Source organism: Candidatus Epulonipiscium viviparus, from assembly GCF_030708075.1.
In the GTDB taxonomy this organism is placed as follows: domain Bacteria; phylum Bacillota; class Clostridia; order Lachnospirales; family Cellulosilyticaceae; genus Epulonipiscioides; species Epulonipiscioides viviparus.
In genome coordinates, this window is sequence record NZ_CP117982.1 from 421,101 (window position 1) to 442,514 (window position 21,414).

The following is a 21,414-nucleotide window of genomic DNA, read 5'->3' on the forward strand; positions in this document are numbered from 1 at the left end:
TATGCTATAATAAAATTTATCCAAATAATGTATAAAAGGAGCGTAAAATATGGAAATAAATATTAGAGCAGCAGTGGCAATATTGATGAGCATTGCAATTGGAGCGCCCCCAGTTTCTGCAGTAGAATTTATTGATACCCAAAGTCATTGGGCCAAAAAAGAGATCGATGAATTCTCGGATATGGGTGTTGTGTTTGGATATGCAGATAACACGTTTAAGCCTAATGAATTTATGACAAGAGGTGAGTTCGCTATGTATATACAAAATATATTTGGCTTACCTCCATATTCAGCGGAAAAAAAGTATACTGATGTAGGAGCTTATGAACCCAGAAGTTATGCTATATATGCTGTTGCGGCAGAGGGGATAATGAATGATTACGGTACAGAGTTTCGACCAAATCAGTTAATATCGAGAGAGGAAGCAATGTATGCTATAGCAAATGCGTATGAAATCGATACGAGTAATATGGCCGCGATGTTTGTGGATTCGCATATGATAAGTGAATGGGCAAAGAAAAGTGTGAATGCGATGATATCTAATGGATATATTTCAGGATTTCCGGATGGGACAATGCGGCCATGGACAAATATAACTAGAGCGGAGTTTATTACAATGGTATCTAAGGTTTCGGAAAAAATAATTAATAGGCCTGGTGAGTACGTGGAAGGGTATGTGGATTCGAGCGTGGTGATAAATTGTACTAATGTGACGTTAAAAAATACAACGATACGAGGTAACTTATATATAAATGAAGGCATAGGAGCAGGAGATGTAACTCTTGAAGGGGTGACAGTTCTAGGGACAGTATTTATAAATGGAGGCGGGGATAAGCCGATTGTGCTTAAGAACTGCAAAATGGCTGAAATGGTAGTGGACAAATATGACGGGAACGTGAATATTACAGGAGATGCAAATACAAAAATTACCAATTTACAGTTTAAGAGTGCAGGAACAGTGGCGGGTGAGATAAAGGTAAGAGATGCTCTTGTGGAAGCAAAAGGTGTAAAGATTGGTTTTGTACCCAACTGGATTGCTATAACGGCGGAGAGTGTCTCGATGAAGAATAATGAATATACCGAAAAAGAGGCAAGAGAGTATGCGCGAGACTATTCATCGGAATGGGAAGAGTGGATTACAGAAGTTTTACAAAAACAGCCTATGCTTCCAAAAGAATTGCAAGATGAATTGCAGATGGCTAGAATCACTGAACACAATACATATCTGGAGCATAAATCAATTATTGGCGATAAGCCACAAGTTGTTGTTAGCAGTTCGAGTAGCAATTCGAGTAATAATTCGGGAAGTAGCTCCAAAGAGAAGGTTAAGCGTCCGTACACAGATATTGATGAAGGAAATTACACTGGAACGCAGACGGTAGAACTAAAGACATCCACCAGCGGTGCGCAAATATATTACACAACTGATGGGACAACGCCAACTACATCATCGAAAAAATATACGGGGCCGATAACTGTTTCAACAACGACGACGCTCAAGGCTATTGCAACAAAAAGTGGGATGGAAGCATCATCAGTTATGACGGCAGAATATGTAATTTCTATAGCTAAAGCGGAAATGCCAAAAGTTAGCATCGCAGCTGGAGAATATACTACGGCACAGAGCATCGAGTTATCGACGGCTACGGCAGATGCGCAAATATATTACACAACTGATGGGACAACGCCAACTGCATCATCGAAAAAATATACGGGGCCGATAACTGTTTCAATAACGACGACGCTCAAGGCCATTGCAACAAAAAGTGGGATGGAAGCATCAGCGGTTATGACGGCAGAATATGTAATTTCTATAGCTAAAGCGGAAATGCCAAAGGTGAGTATCGCAGCTGGGGAATATACTACGGCACAGAGCATCGAGTTATCGACGGCTACGGCAGATGCGCAAATATATTACACAACTGATGGGACAACGCCAACTACATCATCGAAAAAATATACGGGGCCGATAACTGTTTCAACAACGACGATGCTCAAGGCTATTGCAACAAAAAGTGGGATGGAAGCATCATCAGTTATGACGGCAGAATATGTAATTTCTATAGCTAAAGCGGAAATGCCAAAGGTGAGTATCGCAGCTGGAGAATATACTACGGCACAGAGTGTTGAGTTATCGACGGCTACGGCAGATGCGCAAATATATTACACAACTGATGGGACAACGCCAACTGCATCATCGAAAAAATATACGGGGCCGATAACTGTTTCAACAACGACGACGCTCAAGGCTATTGCAACAAAAAGTGGGATGGAAGCATCAGCGGTTATGACGGCAGAATATGTGATCACTGATGCTAAATGGAAATTGGTTTGGGCAGATGAATTTGACGGAGAGAAAGTAGATGCTTCGAAATGGGCATTTCAAATTGGTACGGCGGCGGAAAACGGCGGTCCAGCGAATTGGGGGAACAATGAACTACAATTTTATACAGAGGAAAATACGCAAGTTGTAAATGGTGAGCTAGTTATTACCGCTAAAAAAGAAGCCAAGGATGGGATGAGTTATACATCATCGAGGCTGTGGACCAACCCTGCTGCACAAGAAAATACGGCAGCAGAATTTGAAGGATTTTCCAATTTATATGGTCGCATTGAAGCCGCAATTACTCTGCCGGCAGGAGACGGGATGTGGCCAGCATTTTGGATGTTGCCTGCAACTGACGAGTATGGAACTTGGGCATCAGGAGGGGAGATCGATATCGTCGAAGCAAGAGGGCGAGAGCCGCATAAAGTTGATGGCACCATTCATTACGGAGGTAGCTGGCCGAAAAATAAATATTCTGGCGGTCATTACACTTTTCCAAATGGGGAAGATCTGTCGACCAAACATGTTTATGCAATAGAATGGCATCCAGAGGAGATAAACTGGTATGTAGATGGCAACTTGTATCACACAGAAACTGAATGGTATACGGAAGCGATAGATCCCGCAACTGGCGAGGCATATAAATTTCCCGCTCCGTTTGATAAGGAATTTTATATTTTACTAAACTTAGCAGTGGGCGGAAATTATGATGGCGGCACTAGACCAGGCGAGGATTTTACCGCAGCAGAAATGAAGGTGGACTATGTGCGAGTGTATGAGATAGGCGAGGGATTCGAGAAACCTGCAGCTCCAAAAATTGAGAGCGTCGCAAATCAGGGCGATACGAAGGCAATTACGTTTGAGGCTCCGGCAGATGGAGCAACGATATATTACACCACAGATGGTACAAAACCTACTGAAGATAACTATTTGGATATTGCAACAGCATATGAAGAGCCTATTGTAATTGTGGAAGATACAGTAATTTCGGCCATTGCCGTATCTGCGAAGGGTGTAGCATCTAAGGCTATGGTGGAGGCAGTGAGATTTGATACTGCTGAAACTGGAAATTTAGTGGAAAATGGCGACTTCTTTGCACCAACTGAGGGGAATTGGCACACCTGGAAGTCTACGAACGACTCTGTACATCCGCCAGCTCCAGTTGTTGCAGGTGAAATGGTATTGGAAATCGATAACACCAAGGCGGGAGAGTTTTGGCATACGCAATTATTTCAAGAGGGCATCGATGTAGCTGCAGGAAAAAAATATACGTTGACATTTGATGCAAAGAGTTCGGAAGCGAGGCCGATTAAAGTTGAAGGTACGTTTAATCGAAACAACCTTCGATGCGGTAGATGTTAATTTTGAAGATGATAGTGATTTTGAGATAGAAGAAATAGAGATACCAGAGATAGCAGAAACAGAAGAAGAAACAGAAGAAGAAATAGAAATTGCCCAGACAAATGAAGAGTTTTTTGAAGAGCTAGGTGAATGGGAAGAATGGTTTGAAGAAACTGAAGACGCGTTTGAAATGAGCATAGAAATTGAGATGGCAATAGAATAAGGGATAGAGGGCATAGAGTAATCTGTGCCCTTTTGCTATATCTCTACATTTTTCCAATATATGGTTAATATACATACTATATGAGATTGATCGGAAAGAGGAGATGATATCATTGCAAATAATAATGAATAAGGCAGTAGAGCTGACTACAGGAGAAGAGCGAATGGTACAAAAGCTAAAGGAGATGTATAGGGGCAGCTGCGCGTATTTGTATATACAGCCAAATATGGGGAGGATGAGGCCAGATTTGATATTGATTGATCCGAGACGTGGAATTTGCATAATCGAAGTGAAAGATTGGTCTTTGGGATATATTCGAAATATAAATAATGAAGTTGCGGTACTGATAGAGCGAGTAGTGGAGAATCCTATATTACAGGTGCAAAAGTACCTGAATGCCTGCAAAACAATAGTGCTAAATAATTATATAACGGCGCCGATGTATGCGGCATTAGTGTTTATGAATTTGGGAGAAGATGAAATGGCAACATTTGGTGGGGCGCTTCGATCGAGCCAGGTGTTGCGTATATCAAAAGATCAGGTAGCAAAGCTAAAGGCAGAGGATTTGTTTAGAGGAGAAGTGGCAGTGATGTCGGAGCGAGAAATGATTACAGTGCGAACCAGTTTGTTTCCCGAATGTAGGATTTCGAATATGGAGTCGATATCGGCATTAGACGTGGACCAATTGAACTTTGCGCAACGAATGCCGCTGGGACACTATATGATTACGGGAGTGCCAGGGAGCGGAAAAACATCTATATTAATAACAAGAGCAATATACCTGCTAAAAGAGCATCCGGACTGGCAAATTAAAATAGTAACATTTACCAATTCTCTGGCAGACAAGATAGAATTGCGAGTAGCAGAAATAGCGGCGGAGTATATGCCATACCGAGGAAATATAAATACCGAGAATATTTCGGTTTCAACATTACATAAGATGGCTCAAGAATTACATGGGCAAAAGATTCAGACAGACCGACGCAAAAAGGTACTGGCGAGTTGGTGGGATAGATCGGTGGAATTGGCATTAAATGTTGGAAGACCGACATATGATGCGGTACTAATCGACGAATTTCAAGACTTCAAAGATACCTGGATTCGGCTGTGTATACAGTTATGCAAGTCGCATACGGATGCCGATGGGCGAACGCATAAAAACATATTTTTGGCAGGAGATAAGCTTCAAAGCATTTATAACGTCAAAGCACATAACTGGAGCCAGGATTTTGGAATGGATATGCGAGGACGCTCCAAATTGCTAAAGAATGCATATAGAACGGGGATGAATATAACGCGGTTAGCATTGACGTTTTTAAAATCGCAGCAAGATTTAGAAGAAGATGTAAGAAATTTTTATTGTTATAACGAAGATGAATTGAAAAGTAATGATGAAACAGGAACAATCGATTTTATAGAAGGGACGTATGCAAAGGTGAAGATTGCAGTAGATGAACTATTTGAAGCGGGCTACGATGCGGATGATATTCTGATATTAACGAGAACAAATGACTTGGCGAAAAAATTTGGAAAATATAGGAATATCAAAATATTGACGTATCATTCGGCAAAAGGGATAGAGCAAAAAGTAGCGATATTGCTAGACACAGATATGTTTTGTAGTTGGGAGCCGGGAGAGGAGACGGTGATGCAAAAGAAGTTACTGTATGTAGGGTTGACGAGGGCGTTTCAGAAATTAATACTACACGCTAGCAGTTTTGAAAAGGAGTCGTATGGAAAATTGCTAAAGCAAATTTACGATAGCCCCAGCTTTTAAGAAACGTTGGCAGGTGCCATAGCTGAGGCAGAAATATTAGTATATGCTTATTTTGAATGATTGATTATTGATACAGTAGATACATGCCCTCCGGTTTCGTTGATGGATACAGAAATTTCGTTTTGATCCTTGAGGACTCCGGCTGGTAATTCAAATTCAACATAATCGAAGAAGTTGCCAGGTTTATCGCTATAGGATAAGTCGACTTCAGCCAAAGAATAGCCATTGATGGACACATTAAGCGGCGTCGAGAATCCGTTGGTTTTTCCAAAGGCAACGCGAAGTATGCTAGACTCAACACCGTCTGTTGACGCATTGATATTGAATACTGCAGGAACACCAGTAGGCTGAAGTGTTTTGTCACCGTAATAAGTATTTTTGTTGATTGTTTCGGTGATATTTGGATTTTGGTTGAGTGTAATTTTGATAATGCTGGTTTCTTCGACGTGCATAAAGATGTTATCGAGGCTATCAATAGGTTCGTTATCCACAAAATGAAGCTCGCCCATATCTAAATACATGGTGGTACGCTCGATTTTGTCAATTTTTTCATCATCAAGCTCTAGATTTATATCGACATACGCACGTTGCGGATTCATATTGGTCATCGCAACATAGACAACGTTGCCTTCTTGAACGCTGTGTGCATAGATTTCGCTATCGAGTGCGTTGGTGGAAATCGGTAGCAATTCGCCACTGTATTCGTCCCAAATTTCTAGAAAATATTTCATTTTGGTGAGCCCTTCTTCTTGCGTAGGAATCAGCTTTCCATCGGGACCGTATTGCCACAACGTTTCTGGAGTACCTTTGTTCCACCATATGGCAGGAAGAATAAATTGCGTTACCATATCCAGCTTATCTGCATGGTTCATGTATCGGATCATATATGAGTTGTGATTTTTAAGCTTGATCCAATAGTCTGGGTCGGTTGGTCCAGAATGGAGCGTTCCGGTTTCGGTGATCAAAATAGGTTTCACATTGTCTGTAAGTAGCATATGGTTATAGATTAAATCGAGGTCCGCATCTAATCGACCTGTTAAGTAGCCGCCATAGTTTTCTGCTGAATCGGGATCGTTTAATACGAGATTTTTGCTTTCGTAGAAGTGGTACGAATAATAATCTAAGTGATCTTTGGTTTGATCGAGAAAGTTTAGATGCTCTTTAGCACTAGCAAAGTTGTTGCCATCAATATTCATAAAGGCAGCAGAAGCGCCACCAACTAATGTTTCGGGGCTCCATTCGTGGATAGTATCTGCCATTATATTGTGAAAATCTGCCAATACTTTCCAGCCATATCCTGGTTCTGAGTTAGTGTGATGCGACCATTCACTAGTGAGAGTAGACTCGTTTTTAACTTCTATATACTTGGGACCACGACCATCGAGTACGCGATTTGTGGCAACAACATAGGCGGCGGCAAGCTCAGCTGCGGCTTCAAAATGTTCGGGATCAGGGGTGCCTCTGCCTAGATCTTTGCCTTCGTATGTCCAACTTGGCCAATTATCAAAGCAAGTTACATAATTAATATTAGGAAAGTATTTATCCATATTGCTTACGGCTGCGGAGTCTTTTACAAAATTATCGAAGAAAGATAGGTCGGAATACCCAGGCTTATCAGGATCTTCGCGCAATTTATGTCCTTTATAAGAGCCGGTTTCGTAAGACGGTCCAAACTTATGGATTTGTCGCCCTGGAATAAAGTTTTTTTTGGTAAAATACTCTGCAGTAGTAAAGGTATCGGGAGCATTAACACCAGAATATAATCGCTTGAATTTATCTTCCTCTAAATCGGTATTGCCTTCTAAAGAAAGTCGGTGAGTAGCATCAACATTTACTGCCAAGCCATCTAAAACTGGTTTGTCTCCGCCAATTACTTCCCAAGCGGTGGTATCAAAAACCATAGAAGTGCCGCTTTCGTTCATTATATTAAGCGATTTTACTTCAACAGGGCCGTTAAACTGGAGTTTGTAGCCACTGAAAGCTGCATCTCCGCGAGCGATTTCTGCGATAGGATCGACTTCAAACGAATCATCTTTGATTTGATATGCGGTATTGCTAAACCAGCCGGCGTGTACAGAACCTGTATTGCCTTCGACTGGGTCTATTGCTTGTATCGAAGTCATAGTTTTGAAGCCTGATCCATAAACAGTGAAGCGTTCGAAAGCAAAGGCGACGCGCATAATATCTGCAGGTATTTCGATGATCTTAGATTCTCCATTTGCTAAAGTGAAGGGCTCTATTGGAATATTAATAATTTTGATGCGCTCCTCGTTGTCGTTAACTTGGTATAACATAGTGGGATTGTATTTTGCGATTATAGCGGGAAAGGTATCGTACGCAGCTTTTTCGGCGGCTATAGAAGGTGGCAGTTCGGCTGCGCTTATAGATGTAAATATGCCGGTGATAAAAAGGATAGGAACTAATAATTTTTTATATAATTTCATTGCAACAACTCCTTATATGTAGTAATGTCTATAAATATACCATATATTGGAAGTCGTTGTCAATGAGTTTGAGTATAAAAGTGCCTAAAATTTGCCATCCAGATAGTCTTGCTGAAGCTGGATCCAATCATAGTACATTACATTTTCGAGTTGAGTAAGATGAGTTTTCCATTGAGGATCTGTTAGGCCATTGATAATGCTATTGGCTATAAAGCCGTCCATATATGCTTCTATTTCGGTTTGCAAGAGAGCGAGCTGGGTAAGTTTATCAGAAGGCATTGGGCGTAAAGGCAAAAATTCTGTAGGAAAATATTCCTCATACATAGGCACATATTTATATCTTAATGCGTCATAGCTCAGTACTTCGGCATTCATATCGGGCTTTGCAACTTCATCGCCAAACATTACAGGACCCTGCCCACGAAAAGCAATTGTGTAGTTGAGCTCAGTTTTAGTATTGATTCCCGAAGGCAACTCTGCTGTGGAAATTTCTTTGACAGTAGCAGAGCCGTCATCATTTTCGACCCATAGCAATCCTTCGTTGCCATCACGCATAATACGTTTTAGATTTGGATCAGAATGTAAGTAGTCCCAAGCTCGAAGCGCTGCTAAAGGATCATCACAAGCTTTGGTTATCATAAACCCGTTCATATTAGCAGTGCGATGTCCTTTTTCACCAACTTTCAATTCTTGTCCTTCATATCCGGGAGCGCTTAAAACAGGAACTGGAGACCAAATAGCAGGATCTTCCATCCACGTAACGATCATGCCAACAACACCTTCGTTTACACGGCTCTTATATTGAGAATATGTTAATGAAAATCCCTCGACATCAAACAAGCCATCTTGTGCTAACTTATGCATATACAATAGATAGTCTTTGAAATTTTGTGTATCGAGATTTGGTTTAACGATGCCGTTTTGAACTTGAAAATAGTTGTCAGGATCAGCACCAGTTCGGCCAGCAATGCCCCAAGGTCCAGCGAAGTAGAAGTGTTTATGCTGACCATTTGCTTGGCAAAACGAGATAGGAATTTCGTCGGCTTTACCGTTGCCATTAGGGTCCTGAGTTTTAAAAGCCATAAGTACATCATAGAGTTCGTCGGTATTGGTAGGCATTTCCATGTTTACGGCATCAAGCCAATCTTGCCTAATTAGAGGAATTGACTTTGCGGAGTTGGCATATTCGGCATAAACCCCAACTGGGAGAGAGTATATTTTGCCATCAGATTTACGAAGGGTATCTAAACCATCTGGTAAATTAGCCTCAATTTGAGAAGTGAGATTAGGGGCATACTCACGCAAGATTTCATCAGTAAATTCAAATAGATGAGCAGTATTGTTGATGACGGTGCTTTCGGGAGGCCAAGAAAAGATTATGTCGGGCAAATCTGTACCTGCAGCGAACAGGAGATTTAATTTTTCGTTAGCATTTGTTGAAACTGGTTGCAATTCAAAATGCACATTAGTATTTTCTTGTAAAATAGGAAGGATATGTTTTTCATCTTGACTGGTAGACTTATCGTTTCCGCTTGGGGCAACAAACATAGTAAAAGTTTTGGGCTCTTTGACAATAGGCAGCCCCTCAACAAACATATTGTCGATCATCATTCGTCCAGTTTCTGGATCTAAAGTTTTCTCTAAATTTAAAGTAGTAGTATCGTCGGAGTTGCCGCAGCCAGCTAAACTGGCCATTATTGCTATTGCCATAGTAGTTTTGATCATTTTCATAATTGATACCTCCGTAAATTTGATGTAGATATAACATAAATAGTTAACGAATAGATTAAGCATATGTATAATATTATGATTAAAATATAAAGGCTATGTAAAACAAACTATGTAGCCAATATCGCTGCTGAACTAATAAGTGCAGCAGCAGAATTAGCCGCATCAGTAGCCAATGCGGGAGATGTTGCTATTGCAAAATTAAAAGATAATTATTACCCTAAAAGTTCATTATCGTTATATTCATCATAATAATAATCGTCGTCATCATCATTTTCGTTATAATGGTATGTATGAATTTCATTGTTGACAGGGACGATTTCGGTAATTGGAGAAAGAGCTACTTGATGTGTAGCATCTATATTGCCAACTGCTGCGGATCGTATTAACCATTCGAGAGCGGCATCGGGGTCGGCCTTTACTCCGGCACCATGTGTATAGCAATGAGATACTTTTAGAAATGCATTGCCAAGATTATGATCTGTAGCTTTCATATACCACTCAAATGCTTTCTTTGGATTCTTTTCTACTCCGATGCCAAGAGTATAGCATTCAGCAAGATCCATTTCGGCGTTGTAATAATGTTGCTCTGCAGCTTTTAAATACCACTCAAATGCGATAGTTGCATCTAGAGGAACATCTTTGCCTTCTTTATATAAATTACCTAGCTGGTATTGAGATTCGACATGTCCCTGAGTTGCCGCGGCTTTGATCCACTCTAATGCCATTTTTGAGTTTTTCGGTGTGCCCCATCCCAACCAATAGCATCGAGACAGATTGTATTGAGCATCTGCATTGCCGCGAATAGCGCCTTGGTAGCTCCATTTAAATTGTTCAGAATTCTTAAATTCACGCTTTGCTTTCTTCATAAGAGCAAGTATCGCAGGAACAAACCCCATGTTGGCAGCAAGTGTATAATGAAGTGTTGCAGATACAGGATTTCCAGATTCTTCCTTATGTTGGCCGACATAAAAGTTGTATGAGGCATTTTCAGCCGGAGATTCTGCTAGATCATCTTGCATTAAGTCGATATGGTGATGGAGCTGTGCATAAAATTTATTTGTTTTTTGCGAATCGCCTTCAAAAATATAATTAATCTCCTTATCAGTTTGAAGAATGTCGTGAATTTCGGCAGTTAGACCTTTCCATACAAATGAGTCTATATGAAAAGGTAAAAACCAAAGAGAAATATCGTTTTGAGTCAAAAAATCAGTGATTTTAGGTGAATTTAACAGTGTGTTATCTTGATAAACTTGCAGTTGTGATTGGGTGTCCATAATTTTAATAAATATCATATTTTAGGCTCCTTTATTAATTTCAAATAAATATAATGTTTTGATGCTTTAGTGACGTACTATAAATTAGTATATGACCATCTTGTAAAAAAAATATTATAAAATAAAATTAAATTGAAATTTGTGCCATAATTTTGATCACAAAAAAATACAGGTGAGAATAATATAAATATAGTGCAATTAAAATTTATAAATAAAGGGGCATGTTGTATGGCAGAAAATATTTCTCATTCTATAGGCCAATGGTTGGTAGTTGCAACCGGACAATCAGACCACTTGATCTCACAAAATCCTGGCTATGCAGAGAAGCTATTGGAATATGATGTTAAATTTTTATCAATGGCTTCGGAGGAGGAAGCAGTATCATTTTATATTTTAGATCCATTGGATAAAGTGCGTTCTGTTGTCTATCAAGATGATAAAAACGTTGTAGAAGTTGAAGATTTAATTAACGTGATAAACGCATTAAAAAATAATGCGGAGGCAACAAATATGTCACGATTTATTAAAAATCCGATTTGTCCTAATGCAAAGAGAGTTGTGGGTGAATATATATTAGGCAGTCCGCACAATGTGGATGCGCTATTGCTAGATTTTGTGGTATATGCCTTTGCCCTAATGAATTCTGATGGAACATTTAAAGTATATTCTGAGAGAAATCTGAGAGAGTTAGTGGGGCTAAAAACGTATAATAGAGATCTAAAGGTGCTTCTGGCAATAGGCGGATGGGCAGCAGAAGGATTCTCGGATGCCGCATATACAGCGGAAAGTAGATTTAATTTCGCTATAGAAGCGCAAAAGTGGGTTATAGAATATGGGTTAGACGGGATAGACTTAGACTGGGAATATCCGGGGAGTAGCGCAGCTGGTATAAAATCGAGAGTTGAAGATACACAAAATTTTACTTTGTTGATAGAAACTTTGAGAATGGTACTGGGAAATGATATGTTAATTACTGTGGCAGGAATAGCAGATAGAAGTTATATATCTAAAGTTCAGATCGCAAAGATCGCTCCGTTAATAGATTACTTTAATGTAATGACATACGATTTTACAGCAGGCAACGCGGGAGTAGCTGGTGCAAAGCATCAGGGAAATTTATACAATTCGGAGCTAAGCCTGAATAACATAAGCATAGATATCTATGTGCGTAATCTAATAGCGGCAGGGATGCCACCAGAAAAGATTTTGATTGGTTTGGCCTTTTATGGGCGGCAGGGGATGTCGATAACAAAGAGTTTTGATCAGATCAGGAGAGATTATTTAAACAAAAATGGTTATAGAGTAGAGTTTGATAATATGGCAAAAGCGGCGTATATATCAGATCCCGAAGGCAAATTTTTCTTATCGTTTGACAATGAGCTCTCGATATATTATAAAGGGGAATATGTTATAGATAACTGCCTTGGAGGACTATTTAGTTGGCAGTCAGCATTTGATCAGGCTAATATACTGGCTAGTGCAATGAATTTGGCGATCAATGATCCGCTAGAGCTTGAGAAGCTGCTAAATTCTTATTATTCATAAAAATAAAAAAGGCTTGCATTTTCTAATAAATAGAGGTGCAAGCTTTTCATAATTATATAGTTGTAGTAAGTAGCTTCCAAAACTTAGTCGTAATAATTGCCTTGGGTGTTACCACTTTGGGTTTTGATAAAGATATAGATTTTGAACCAATTAATTTTAGTGTAGTAGGAAGCGTTACAGTTTTTAGCTCTGGGCAATTTGCAAATATAGCAGAACCAAGAGTGGTCACACCTTCGGGAATTATCATTTCTGTAATTGCGGAGCAGTCGGCAAAAGCATTGTCTCCGATTTTTGTTACCGCAGCGGGGATATTAAACTCGGTTATTCTTGAGCAGCCCTTAAAAGCGGCATCTCCGATCTCGGTTACTGCATCTGGAATACATATCGAGCTAAGTCCCTTGCAACCTTTGAATGCACTTTTGCCTATAATGGTAACGCCAGCTGGAATTGTTACGCTCTTTAAATTTCGGCAACCTTCAAAGGTGCCATTTTCTACAGAGATCACTTCGGCGGGTATAGCGAATTCATCTAATTTGAGGCAACCATAGAAAGCGGCATCTCCAATAAATTTGATATCAGGAGTCATATTGATGTTTGCTAAACTTCTGCAATTAAAAAAGGTGTTGTTGCCTATATGGGTTAATCCTTTGGGAATTGAAACTGAAACTAAAGAGGAGCAACCATAAAAAGCCTTGCTACCAATAGTCAATACGCCTTCTGGAATTATAACTTCGGTGAGATTTGTACATTTACCAAACACGCTAGAGCCGATGCTAGTGATACCTTCGGGAAGCTCTAGTACGCTATCTTCTCCTTTGTATTTAGTTAAAGTTTTGTCTACAATTTTAAAGCCATCGATTTCTTCTTCTTCAGTTAAAATCGTAAAATTTTCTTGTGTAAAAACTATATCTGGTCCAAATTTAGTTCTGACACAAATTTCAATAGCACGAATAGCGATCTCTTTTGGCCATTGACCTTTAGTAATTAACTCTTCTGCTATGAGGTTCATTACTATGTATTCGTTTTCGGAACTAACATGTTTGATCACAGCTGCAAGAACGCCAGATTGTATGGCTGCTAATACGATATTGGTATCGGCAGTATTGAGTCGCTGTTTAACCAAGTCGAGTAATTGCTCTGTCTGTAAAAATATTTTACTACCAAATTCCTCATAAATCTGTCTCAGCGTTTGTACTGTTTCCTCCATTGCAATCTACCTCCAATACGTTATTTTAAAATTCTTTAGTTTATTTTACATTAGTATTAGATGAATTGCAATGAAAAAAACGCATAAGTTGATAATCTGTGCTAGAAATTGTTACCAAATTGTCTGAAAAAGCTAGAAAGTAGGTTCACAATTGCCAATAAAGGAGGACTTAATTAGCTAAAGAGGTAAACTTGTGCAATATTTTATGTGTATTGTTTTGACTACTTGTATGGATTGGCGGATATGATATAATAGAAAAAACAAATTTTAGGAGGAAAAGACTATTGAAGAAATCGATAAAGATACTAATAATTGTGATTGTAATTGGATTAGTAGGGGCATATGGCATTGGAAATTACTTTGTGGAATATGTTTTAGGTCGAAAACCAATTGACTTTACAGACAAATTGTCGCCCAAACATTCTGTTTCGATAGCCGAAGTAGAGGGGCGCGTCAATGCCGCTGCGCGAATTAATGCTTTATATGAAAACGTTGAGTTTAAGGAAGTAAGGATACCGAGTGAAAAAAATGAGCAAATGCTATACGCAAAAATGTTTCTGCAAGAAGATTCGCATTTGTGGGCCATAATAGTTCACGGATATAATTCAAGGCATCAAGAGGTAGAAGATATCGCAACAAAGTATTATGACTGGGGATATAACGTTATATTGCCAGACTTAAGAGCCCATGGAAATTCGACAGGAGAATATGTAACGCTGGGGCAAAGCGATAAGAGGGACATAATTAGATGGATAAATTATATTGATCAACCGGAAGCAGAAATAGTTTTGCATGGAGTTTCTATGGGGGCAGCGACAGTGATGCTCGCAGCAGGTGAAGACGATTTATCAGATAGGGTTGTTGCCGTGGTAGAGGACAGTGGATATACAACTGCACTGCAGATGATGAAAGAGCAATTGAAATATAGATTTAATTTACCATCGTTTCCGATAATAGGATTTTCTAATATGGTATCTGTATTAAAGACTGGTCTAAATCTTTATGCACCAAAGCCGATAAAAGCTCTAGAAAAAGCTGATTTACCAATATTATTTATCCATGGAGATGCAGATATTTTTATATTGCCATACATGCAAAAGGAGTTATATGAAGCGTACGATGGAGAAAAAGAAATGTTGGTGATAAAAGATGCGGGGCATGTTGTGGGGAGATATATGGATGAAGAGTTATACTATAAAACGGTGTATGATTTTTTAAATAAATATGTAGAAGGAATGAAATCGCAAGGAGCAGAAATAGAAGTGGTTGCTTCTATTTTTTAATGAGGTACTGCTTAGCTGAAAGGAGGTTTTTTTCTAAAAAATTTCACTAGCAATATTAGTAGCAATATGGTATAGTAATGATATCGAAGTAAATTATGTCATCCAAGTTGGAAATATTTTGTAGGAAAAGAGGTTATTGATGTACGAAATAATTAAAGAGTTGAGACAAATTAATGATTATTATGGATTACAAAATGTAGAATATGAGAAGCTAGAAGAACTAAATCCAAGAAGTTATGTACCTATAATAGGTAGGTTTAGCGTGGGTAAGAGTGCGTTAATTAACTCTTTATTGCAATATAAACGCCTGTTAAAAGAGGAAATTACACCACAACCTTCTTTGCCTACAGAAATTTATTATACGGCAGATGAAAAGTCAAAACCAGTTGAGGTAATATTAAAAGATGGCAGAAAGTTGCCGTATTCAATTTCGGATTTTAGTAATTTAGCTATAGAACAAACAGAAATGGATAGAGTTTGTATGGAGCTAAATAACGAATTTCTTGCTGCCTGCTACAACCTAATATTGGTGGATATGCCAGGATGTGATGTTGGCGTTGATGCGTTAGTAAATTCTGTGTCGTATGTTAATGAGTGTATAGCATATGTCATTGTTTTTTCTGCGGAAGATTTAACGCTAAAAACGACTATGATAAATATTTTAAAAGAGTTGCGACTACACAAAATACCAGTTGGAATTGTTATTACAAAAACCGATAAAGTAGATGATGCAAAACTAGAGAAAGATTCTACAAGATTAAAGAAATTACTATCTAGATATATAGAAGACTCTAAAATAGAATTTGCTTTTACTAGCAGCTATAAGTCTGATACCAAACAGTTTGCGAGGTATTTAGAAACATTACATATAAAAGCTGCGGCAAGAGTGTATTCTAAAAACTATGCAACTGTTAAGAAAGAAGCATCAAAAACTTTAAAGTATTTAGGAGCTATTAATAACACCTTTACAATGTCTGAAATTGAAATATTGGGTAAACAGTTAAAGCAAAACTATAGAGATGCGTTAAAAGATATGATTATTCGATTTCGTGAGTTTGAAAATCATACATTGGAAATGATTGAAGATATTGTAGAAGAAATGGCGTTGGCATTAGAAGGTTGCGAAAATATATTATATACAATGATTTATAATAAGCAAAATATTGCAGAATATGTGAATAGTGTGATACGTACCATTGCAATTTCAAGTTTAAAAAGCCATGTAGCACCATTAATTCAGTTTTATATGACACGAATTACAAATGCAATTACTATAAATGTATTTAATACAGAAGGATTTGTTGTTAATGTGATTAACAAAGATGATTATATTATAGAGTTGCCTGTATTGAACGCGGCAGTTACTTCTTATATTAAAGAGGTATGTTCAATAAAATATGAAACTAAAGATGCCATAAAGCCAAAGCTCAGAAAGATTTTAATTGATGCCCTAACTGATGTGAGATATCAGCTTTCTAATATACTATCAATTAGAATTAATGAATTGAGAAGGTGGTTTAATCAGTCGCTATGTGATGACTATGCTCTTTATGAAAAGGCATTAGAATATCTCAAAGATTATACGGATGCTGAAGATACTATAGATAACGATGAGCGACGAATATTGCTTGCAAAGCATCTGCAAAAAATTAAAAAGATAATAAATGAGTAAGTATAGTAGTCTGCAAAGAGGGTTGATTTGTGAAATATCCAAAAGTATAAATAGTATAAGATATTTCGGATTTTTACAGATGATTAGGGAGGTATGTAATGAATGTTGATAAGGTTTTATTTGACAATTTGAAGCTGCTAGGAAATATTATAGAAAGACCAGAAAAAAATAACCTGGACTTTGCAGATATTGAAGAATTGATTTTAGTGCAGCTACCAGCAATAGCAAAGAAGCTGGCTCCGCCAGACTTTTATTCGATGTTTAACGACTTTAAGCTGGAGTTTGAAAAATTTAGAGATTTTATTTTGTATAAAGAATTGATTGGCAAAAACGTAGTGGGAGTAGGAGGTGGATTTTCTAGCGGTAAGTCGAGTTTTTTGAACGCTTTAAATGCGGAAAAGGCATTGCCAGAAGATATTGATCCCTCTACATCTGTTCCCACATATGTTATAAACGCTGAAAAATATAAGGTGAGTGTAATAAATATTTTTAGAGCAAAAGTAGAGATTTTACCAAAAGAGATCAAAAAAATTGCCCATGGCTTTGGGGAAATAGATAGAGATGGAATAAGTATTATGCCAGCAACCTCATTGAGCCATATAGTAAAGAGTGTTTTGTTAGAATCACCAAGACAAAGATATAAAAATCTAGCTTTTTTGGATACACCCGGATATTCGAAACCGGAAATATATGGTAGTTGTGCTCAAACAGATGAGGATATTGCAAGAGGAAATCTCAATTCGAGCAATTTTATATTGTGGTTTGTACCTGCAGAGACAGGAACTATCACTTTGGCAGACGTAAAGTTTATAAATTCGTTGCGTAAAGATATTCCGAAGGTAATTGTAGTAAGTAAAGCAGATAAAAAGAGTGCGACTGATCTGAAAAATATTTGTGATAACGTACGTAAAGTGATAACTTCAAAAGGGATAGAAGTTCTAGATGTGTTAACATATTCGAGAGAGGATAATACCGGATATGACAGCAATAGGCTTAGAGGACACCTAGAGTCGTGGAATGATGAGGAATATAAGTCGACATTTGCCGAAAATTTTAAGACACTGTTTATTAGGTGTCACGAATTTTATGAAAGCGAAATAGAAAAGCAAAGATATAGATTAAGATGTCTAAATATGTCTTTAACACAGATAGAAGATGACAACGAAGAGTTGCTAAAACCATTAGAGCTTATGGTAGATGATATTCGCAAAAATGTGGTTCTTCTTCGTAGTATAAATGAAGAACTGCGTCTATTGCAATTAAACTTTTTCACATTTATAAAGCTGATAGGGGATCAGGTTAACATAGAGATGCCACTACCTAGTGAAATTAATTTGATAGGCTATACCCAAACACAAGATTTGATAGGATGGATAGAAGGATATCAAAAGATTATGGGTATACCAACGAATGCAGATATAATGAAGGTGCTAAAAGGAACGATTACAAGTACAAAACATTTTAAGAAAACGCAGTATCAAGAAGTGATTCAGAAGTTGACAGATCTACGCTATGGTAAAACAAAGCCCATTAAACAGTATCCGGTAATGGGCCATAAACTGCAGAAGGCATCAGAGGCTATAAAAAACATGTATTTTAAGGTACTATGTCTTATGATTCGATCTAATGGAGATATACTAGAGGAGCAAAAGTTTTTGGCATCACAGATTATGAGGCAAGTACATGCAGAATATACATTTGAAGAGTATATGCGACAGTCGACAAAGGTATCTAGAGAAGAATATAATGTATTTATGAAAGATATTGTTCGTGGACATTATCAGCATATATTTATGGTGGATTTATTAACAATGATTATATTGATTGAAGATAGTGCGATAAAGAAATCGTTTATCGCACGCGTGGTAGAAGCGCTTAAAATCACACAAGCTGAGTTGAGTTTCTTATTAAAAGTTGTGGAGACAATAATTGAGCCAGGACTATTACAGTATTTACAATCATCAGATATGTGTACTATTGGCCCAAATACTCTAAAACGTAATTTTAAAGATAATAAGAAGCTACATATAGTGCGCAATAAAGATACATTATGCTTAGTAAGCCTGTATCAGAAGAAGATTCATCTTGTTAATTATTTTGACTTGTATGGAAATACCTACTATATAAGAGATAAACAGTTGCTGAGAGTAGTAGGTGCAAAAATCAGCATGGCAAAAGGTTTGGATATATCTAAAATCGAAAGCGTACAGTTTATTAATTGTCAATTTATAGGGAAAAATAAGCCTATAAAAATTCATGAATGTACGGAAGTAAATATCATTGACTGCCACTTTAAGGGTTTTAAAGTGGAGGCCCTAAAGTTTGATAATATACAAAAGCTAAGTAATAGCAGAAATATCTTTGAAGGCAACGAAGGAAGGACACAATTGTATGTAAAGGAGAGTCAAAATGTTTAAAATAGACACTAGACAAGCACAAATTCAAGTAGATAAATTTATAGAAATAGTAGATGAAATGATCAAAAACTTTGATGGTATCGCAGATGAAACTGATCTCGAACAGTTATGTCAAATTAAAAATGACTATAGAAAGCAAATATCGAAATTTTTTGAAGAAAATCAAAAAATTACCATCGGTGTTATTGGTCAAGTAAAAGCAGGAAAGTCGTCATTTTTAAATACGCTCCTCTTTGACGGAGAAGAAATTTTGCCTATATCTGCAACGCCAAAGACTGCAATATTAACAAAAATGGAATATTCACAAGAGAATTTACTAGAAATTGAATATTATTCAGAACAGGAATGGAAGATAATTTGTGACAATGCTGTAATTGAGATAGAAGAAGATATTTTTATAGCAGCGCGCGAGCTTGTGGAAATGGCATCAGCAAAGGAAATAGATGTATCAGAATATGTAGGGAAAAGCAAGTCGATGGAGTTTGAAACTTATGAAGAGTTAATACAAGTATTAAACGATTATGTTGGCGAGGATGGACGTGTAACTGCAATTGTGAAATCGGTGCTTGTTAAAACTAATAATAAGTTATTTAAAGGATTTACTATAGTGGATACACCAGGATTAAACGATACAGTAATATCAAGATCGGTTTGTACAAAGGAGTTTTTAGATGAATGTGACATAGTATTTTTTTTAAGCCCTGCAGGCAACTTTTTGGATAGCAGTGACTGGAGCTTGTTATTTTCACAGTTGCCACACAACTTTTCAAATAAAGTGGTTCTTATAGGTAGTAAATTTGACAGTGCGCTTAGAGATGTATTAAAAATACAAAATGAAGACGATATGTTTGGTATGGATGAAAACAAAACTGCAAGCATTGAAACTGCAATAGAGATGGTAACGACAAAGCTAACCGAGCGTGCAGTAAGGCAAGTAGAAATGGTCGAAAAAGATTTTCCTACATCAACAATGTTAACTGTTATAGCAGATTGTAAGAAGCCTATATTGATATCTTCTATAATTCAAAACATGCTAATAAAAGATATTGGTGAGTATACTGAAAATGAGCGAAATGTGTTTGATGCACTGACTCCCTTTTTTACGAATCCGGCAAAAGAGTTGATGAAAATAGCCAATGTGGACGCAGTAAAGGACGTATTTAAGGATGTACTGCTAGTAAAAGCGGAGGCGCTAGTTCAAAATACGGCGTCATTTATGCCAATTGCGTCAGAAGAATTGATGGAAACTTTAACCAACTTTAAAAACAAGGCGGTGCTAAAAAGTAACGTGCTCACAGCATCTGATAGAGAAAGATTGATGTCTCAAAAACAAGAAATTTCGTTACAATCAACGGCTCTAAAAGCCGCGATATCAACAATTTTTAGCGAATGTTTTGCAAGATTAGAAGCAGAAAAAATTAAGGCAGTTCGCGATATACGAAATATATCCAAAAAATATAATTCAATTCAAAAAAGTGTAGGTGTACAGGTTAAAACTAAAACTTATAAAGTTTCGACGAGTGAGTTTTTAAAACCTCTTACTTGGGGATCATCGCGCACGGAATATTCGCTGTATAATGAACGGTATATTTATTGGTCTACTTCTGATGTAGCCGACGATATAAGGAGCTTTGTGTTTGATGTATCAAGTAGAATAGAGTATATATTTATAGCGTCGTTGGACCCAAAAGAGATGAAGAAAAAGCTGTTGGGTGCTATTGTAAGCTATGCTGATATGAGCAATGAAAAGTATGACGCGGCAATATTTAAAATGATAATAACACAAGCAGTAAACAGTGTAAATTTTCCGCTAATCAAAATTAATACATCTGATGTAATAAACGAATTGGTGGCACGTTTTGGAGGAGAAGTAACGTCGAACTCAAATAAAGCTGCATTAAAGCATGCGCTCTTTGATGCCATTTCGGTTTGTTATGAAAGTGCGCAAAAAAACTTGGAAGAAGAAATTTTGAAGTTTAAAAATAAGCTTATGTTATTAGAAAAGGAGATTCAAGGAAAGCTACTAAACAATGTTACTCAAGAATTTGATTTGCTGATTGATTCGTTGGAGAGTAAAGATGTGGAAATAGATAAACACTCTGAGTATATAAAAATGTTGATAGAAGAGAGTAGAAAATTGAGAGTATAACAAAAGCGAACATGGCCTTTGCAGC

General features: G+C 37.5%; 12 protein-coding genes. 8 read left to right on the top strand and 4 right to left on the bottom strand.

From position 1 onward, the window contains the following. The first annotated feature begins 49 nt into the window (after positions 1-49). From PCY70_RS01455 to PCY70_RS01465, 3 genes are all read left to right on the top strand, one after another. Positions 50-3,688 (top strand): chitobiase/beta-hexosaminidase C-terminal domain-containing protein, encoded by a 3,639-nt coding sequence (locus PCY70_RS01455; RefSeq protein ID WP_305768164.1) that lies wholly within the window; start codon positions 50-52, stop codon positions 3,686-3,688. Continuing rightward, positions 3,642-3,890, top strand: a complete 249-nt coding sequence (locus tag PCY70_RS01460) for a hypothetical protein (RefSeq protein ID WP_305768165.1) — start codon at positions 3,642-3,644, stop codon at positions 3,888-3,890. Before PCY70_RS01455 ends, PCY70_RS01460 begins: the two co-directional genes overlap by 47 nt. Before the next feature lie 112 nt (positions 3,891-4,002). Next, positions 4,003-5,667 carry a nuclease-related domain-containing DEAD/DEAH box helicase gene (locus PCY70_RS01465; protein WP_305768166.1) on the top strand — a complete coding sequence of 555 codons (1,665 nt, stop codon included), beginning with the start codon at positions 4,003-4,005 and terminating at the stop codon, positions 5,665-5,667. Positions 5,668-5,714: 47 nt separating this feature from the next. Here PCY70_RS01465 and PCY70_RS01470 read toward each other — a convergent pair whose 3' ends face one another. The 3 genes from PCY70_RS01470 to PCY70_RS01480 all read right to left on the bottom strand — a co-directional run bounded on the left by PCY70_RS01470 (position 5,715) and on the right by PCY70_RS01480 (position 11,134). Then, positions 5,715-8,111, bottom strand: coding sequence for a beta-agarase (locus PCY70_RS01470; RefSeq protein WP_305768167.1), 2,397 nt, complete (start codon positions 8,109-8,111; stop codon positions 5,715-5,717). A gap of 84 nt (positions 8,112-8,195) precedes the next feature. Beyond that, the gene (locus PCY70_RS01475; RefSeq protein WP_305768168.1) at positions 8,196-9,842 is read right to left on the bottom strand and encodes a type 2 periplasmic-binding domain-containing protein; all 1,647 of its coding nucleotides are present in this window, start codon (positions 9,840-9,842) and stop codon (positions 8,196-8,198) included. A gap of 212 nt (positions 9,843-10,054) precedes the next feature. After that, entirely contained in the window at positions 10,055-11,134 is a 1,080-nt protein-coding gene (locus PCY70_RS01480; RefSeq protein WP_305768169.1) for a tetratricopeptide repeat protein, read from the bottom strand. 210 nt (positions 11,135-11,344) lie between these two features. Between PCY70_RS01480 and PCY70_RS01485 the strand changes: the two genes are divergently transcribed. Continuing rightward, the gene (locus PCY70_RS01485; RefSeq protein WP_305768170.1) at positions 11,345-12,661 is read left to right on the top strand and encodes a glycoside hydrolase family 18 protein; all 1,317 of its coding nucleotides are present in this window, start codon (positions 11,345-11,347) and stop codon (positions 12,659-12,661) included. 52 nt (positions 12,662-12,713) lie between these two features. Here PCY70_RS01485 and PCY70_RS01490 read toward each other — a convergent pair whose 3' ends face one another. Next, complete coding sequence (locus PCY70_RS01490) at positions 12,714-13,868, bottom strand: leucine-rich repeat protein (protein WP_305768171.1); 1,155 nt, start codon at positions 13,866-13,868, stop codon at positions 12,714-12,716. Between the two features lie 284 nt (positions 13,869-14,152). Here PCY70_RS01490 and PCY70_RS01495 point away from each other — a divergent pair, with 284 nt between their 5' ends. The 4 genes from PCY70_RS01495 (at position 14,153) to PCY70_RS01510 (ending at position 21,389) form a co-directional block, all read left to right on the top strand. Further along, on the top strand, positions 14,153-15,151 hold the full coding sequence (locus PCY70_RS01495; RefSeq protein ID WP_010169127.1) for an alpha/beta hydrolase: 999 nt from the start codon (positions 14,153-14,155) through the stop codon (positions 15,149-15,151). A gap of 139 nt (positions 15,152-15,290) precedes the next feature. Next, the gene (locus PCY70_RS01500) at positions 15,291-16,823 is read left to right on the top strand and encodes a dynamin family protein (protein ID WP_305768172.1); all 1,533 of its coding nucleotides are present in this window, start codon (positions 15,291-15,293) and stop codon (positions 16,821-16,823) included. A gap of 98 nt (positions 16,824-16,921) precedes the next feature. Continuing rightward, positions 16,922-19,240: a dynamin family protein gene (locus PCY70_RS01505; protein ID WP_010169122.1), complete on the top strand. Its 2,319-nt coding sequence runs from the start codon at positions 16,922-16,924 to the stop codon at positions 19,238-19,240. Beyond that, a complete protein-coding gene (locus tag PCY70_RS01510) occupies positions 19,233-21,389 on the top strand; it encodes a dynamin family protein (protein WP_305768173.1) in 2,157 nt (718 codons plus the stop codon). Before PCY70_RS01505 ends, PCY70_RS01510 begins: the two co-directional genes overlap by 8 nt. The last annotated feature ends 25 nt before the right edge of the window (positions 21,390-21,414 follow it).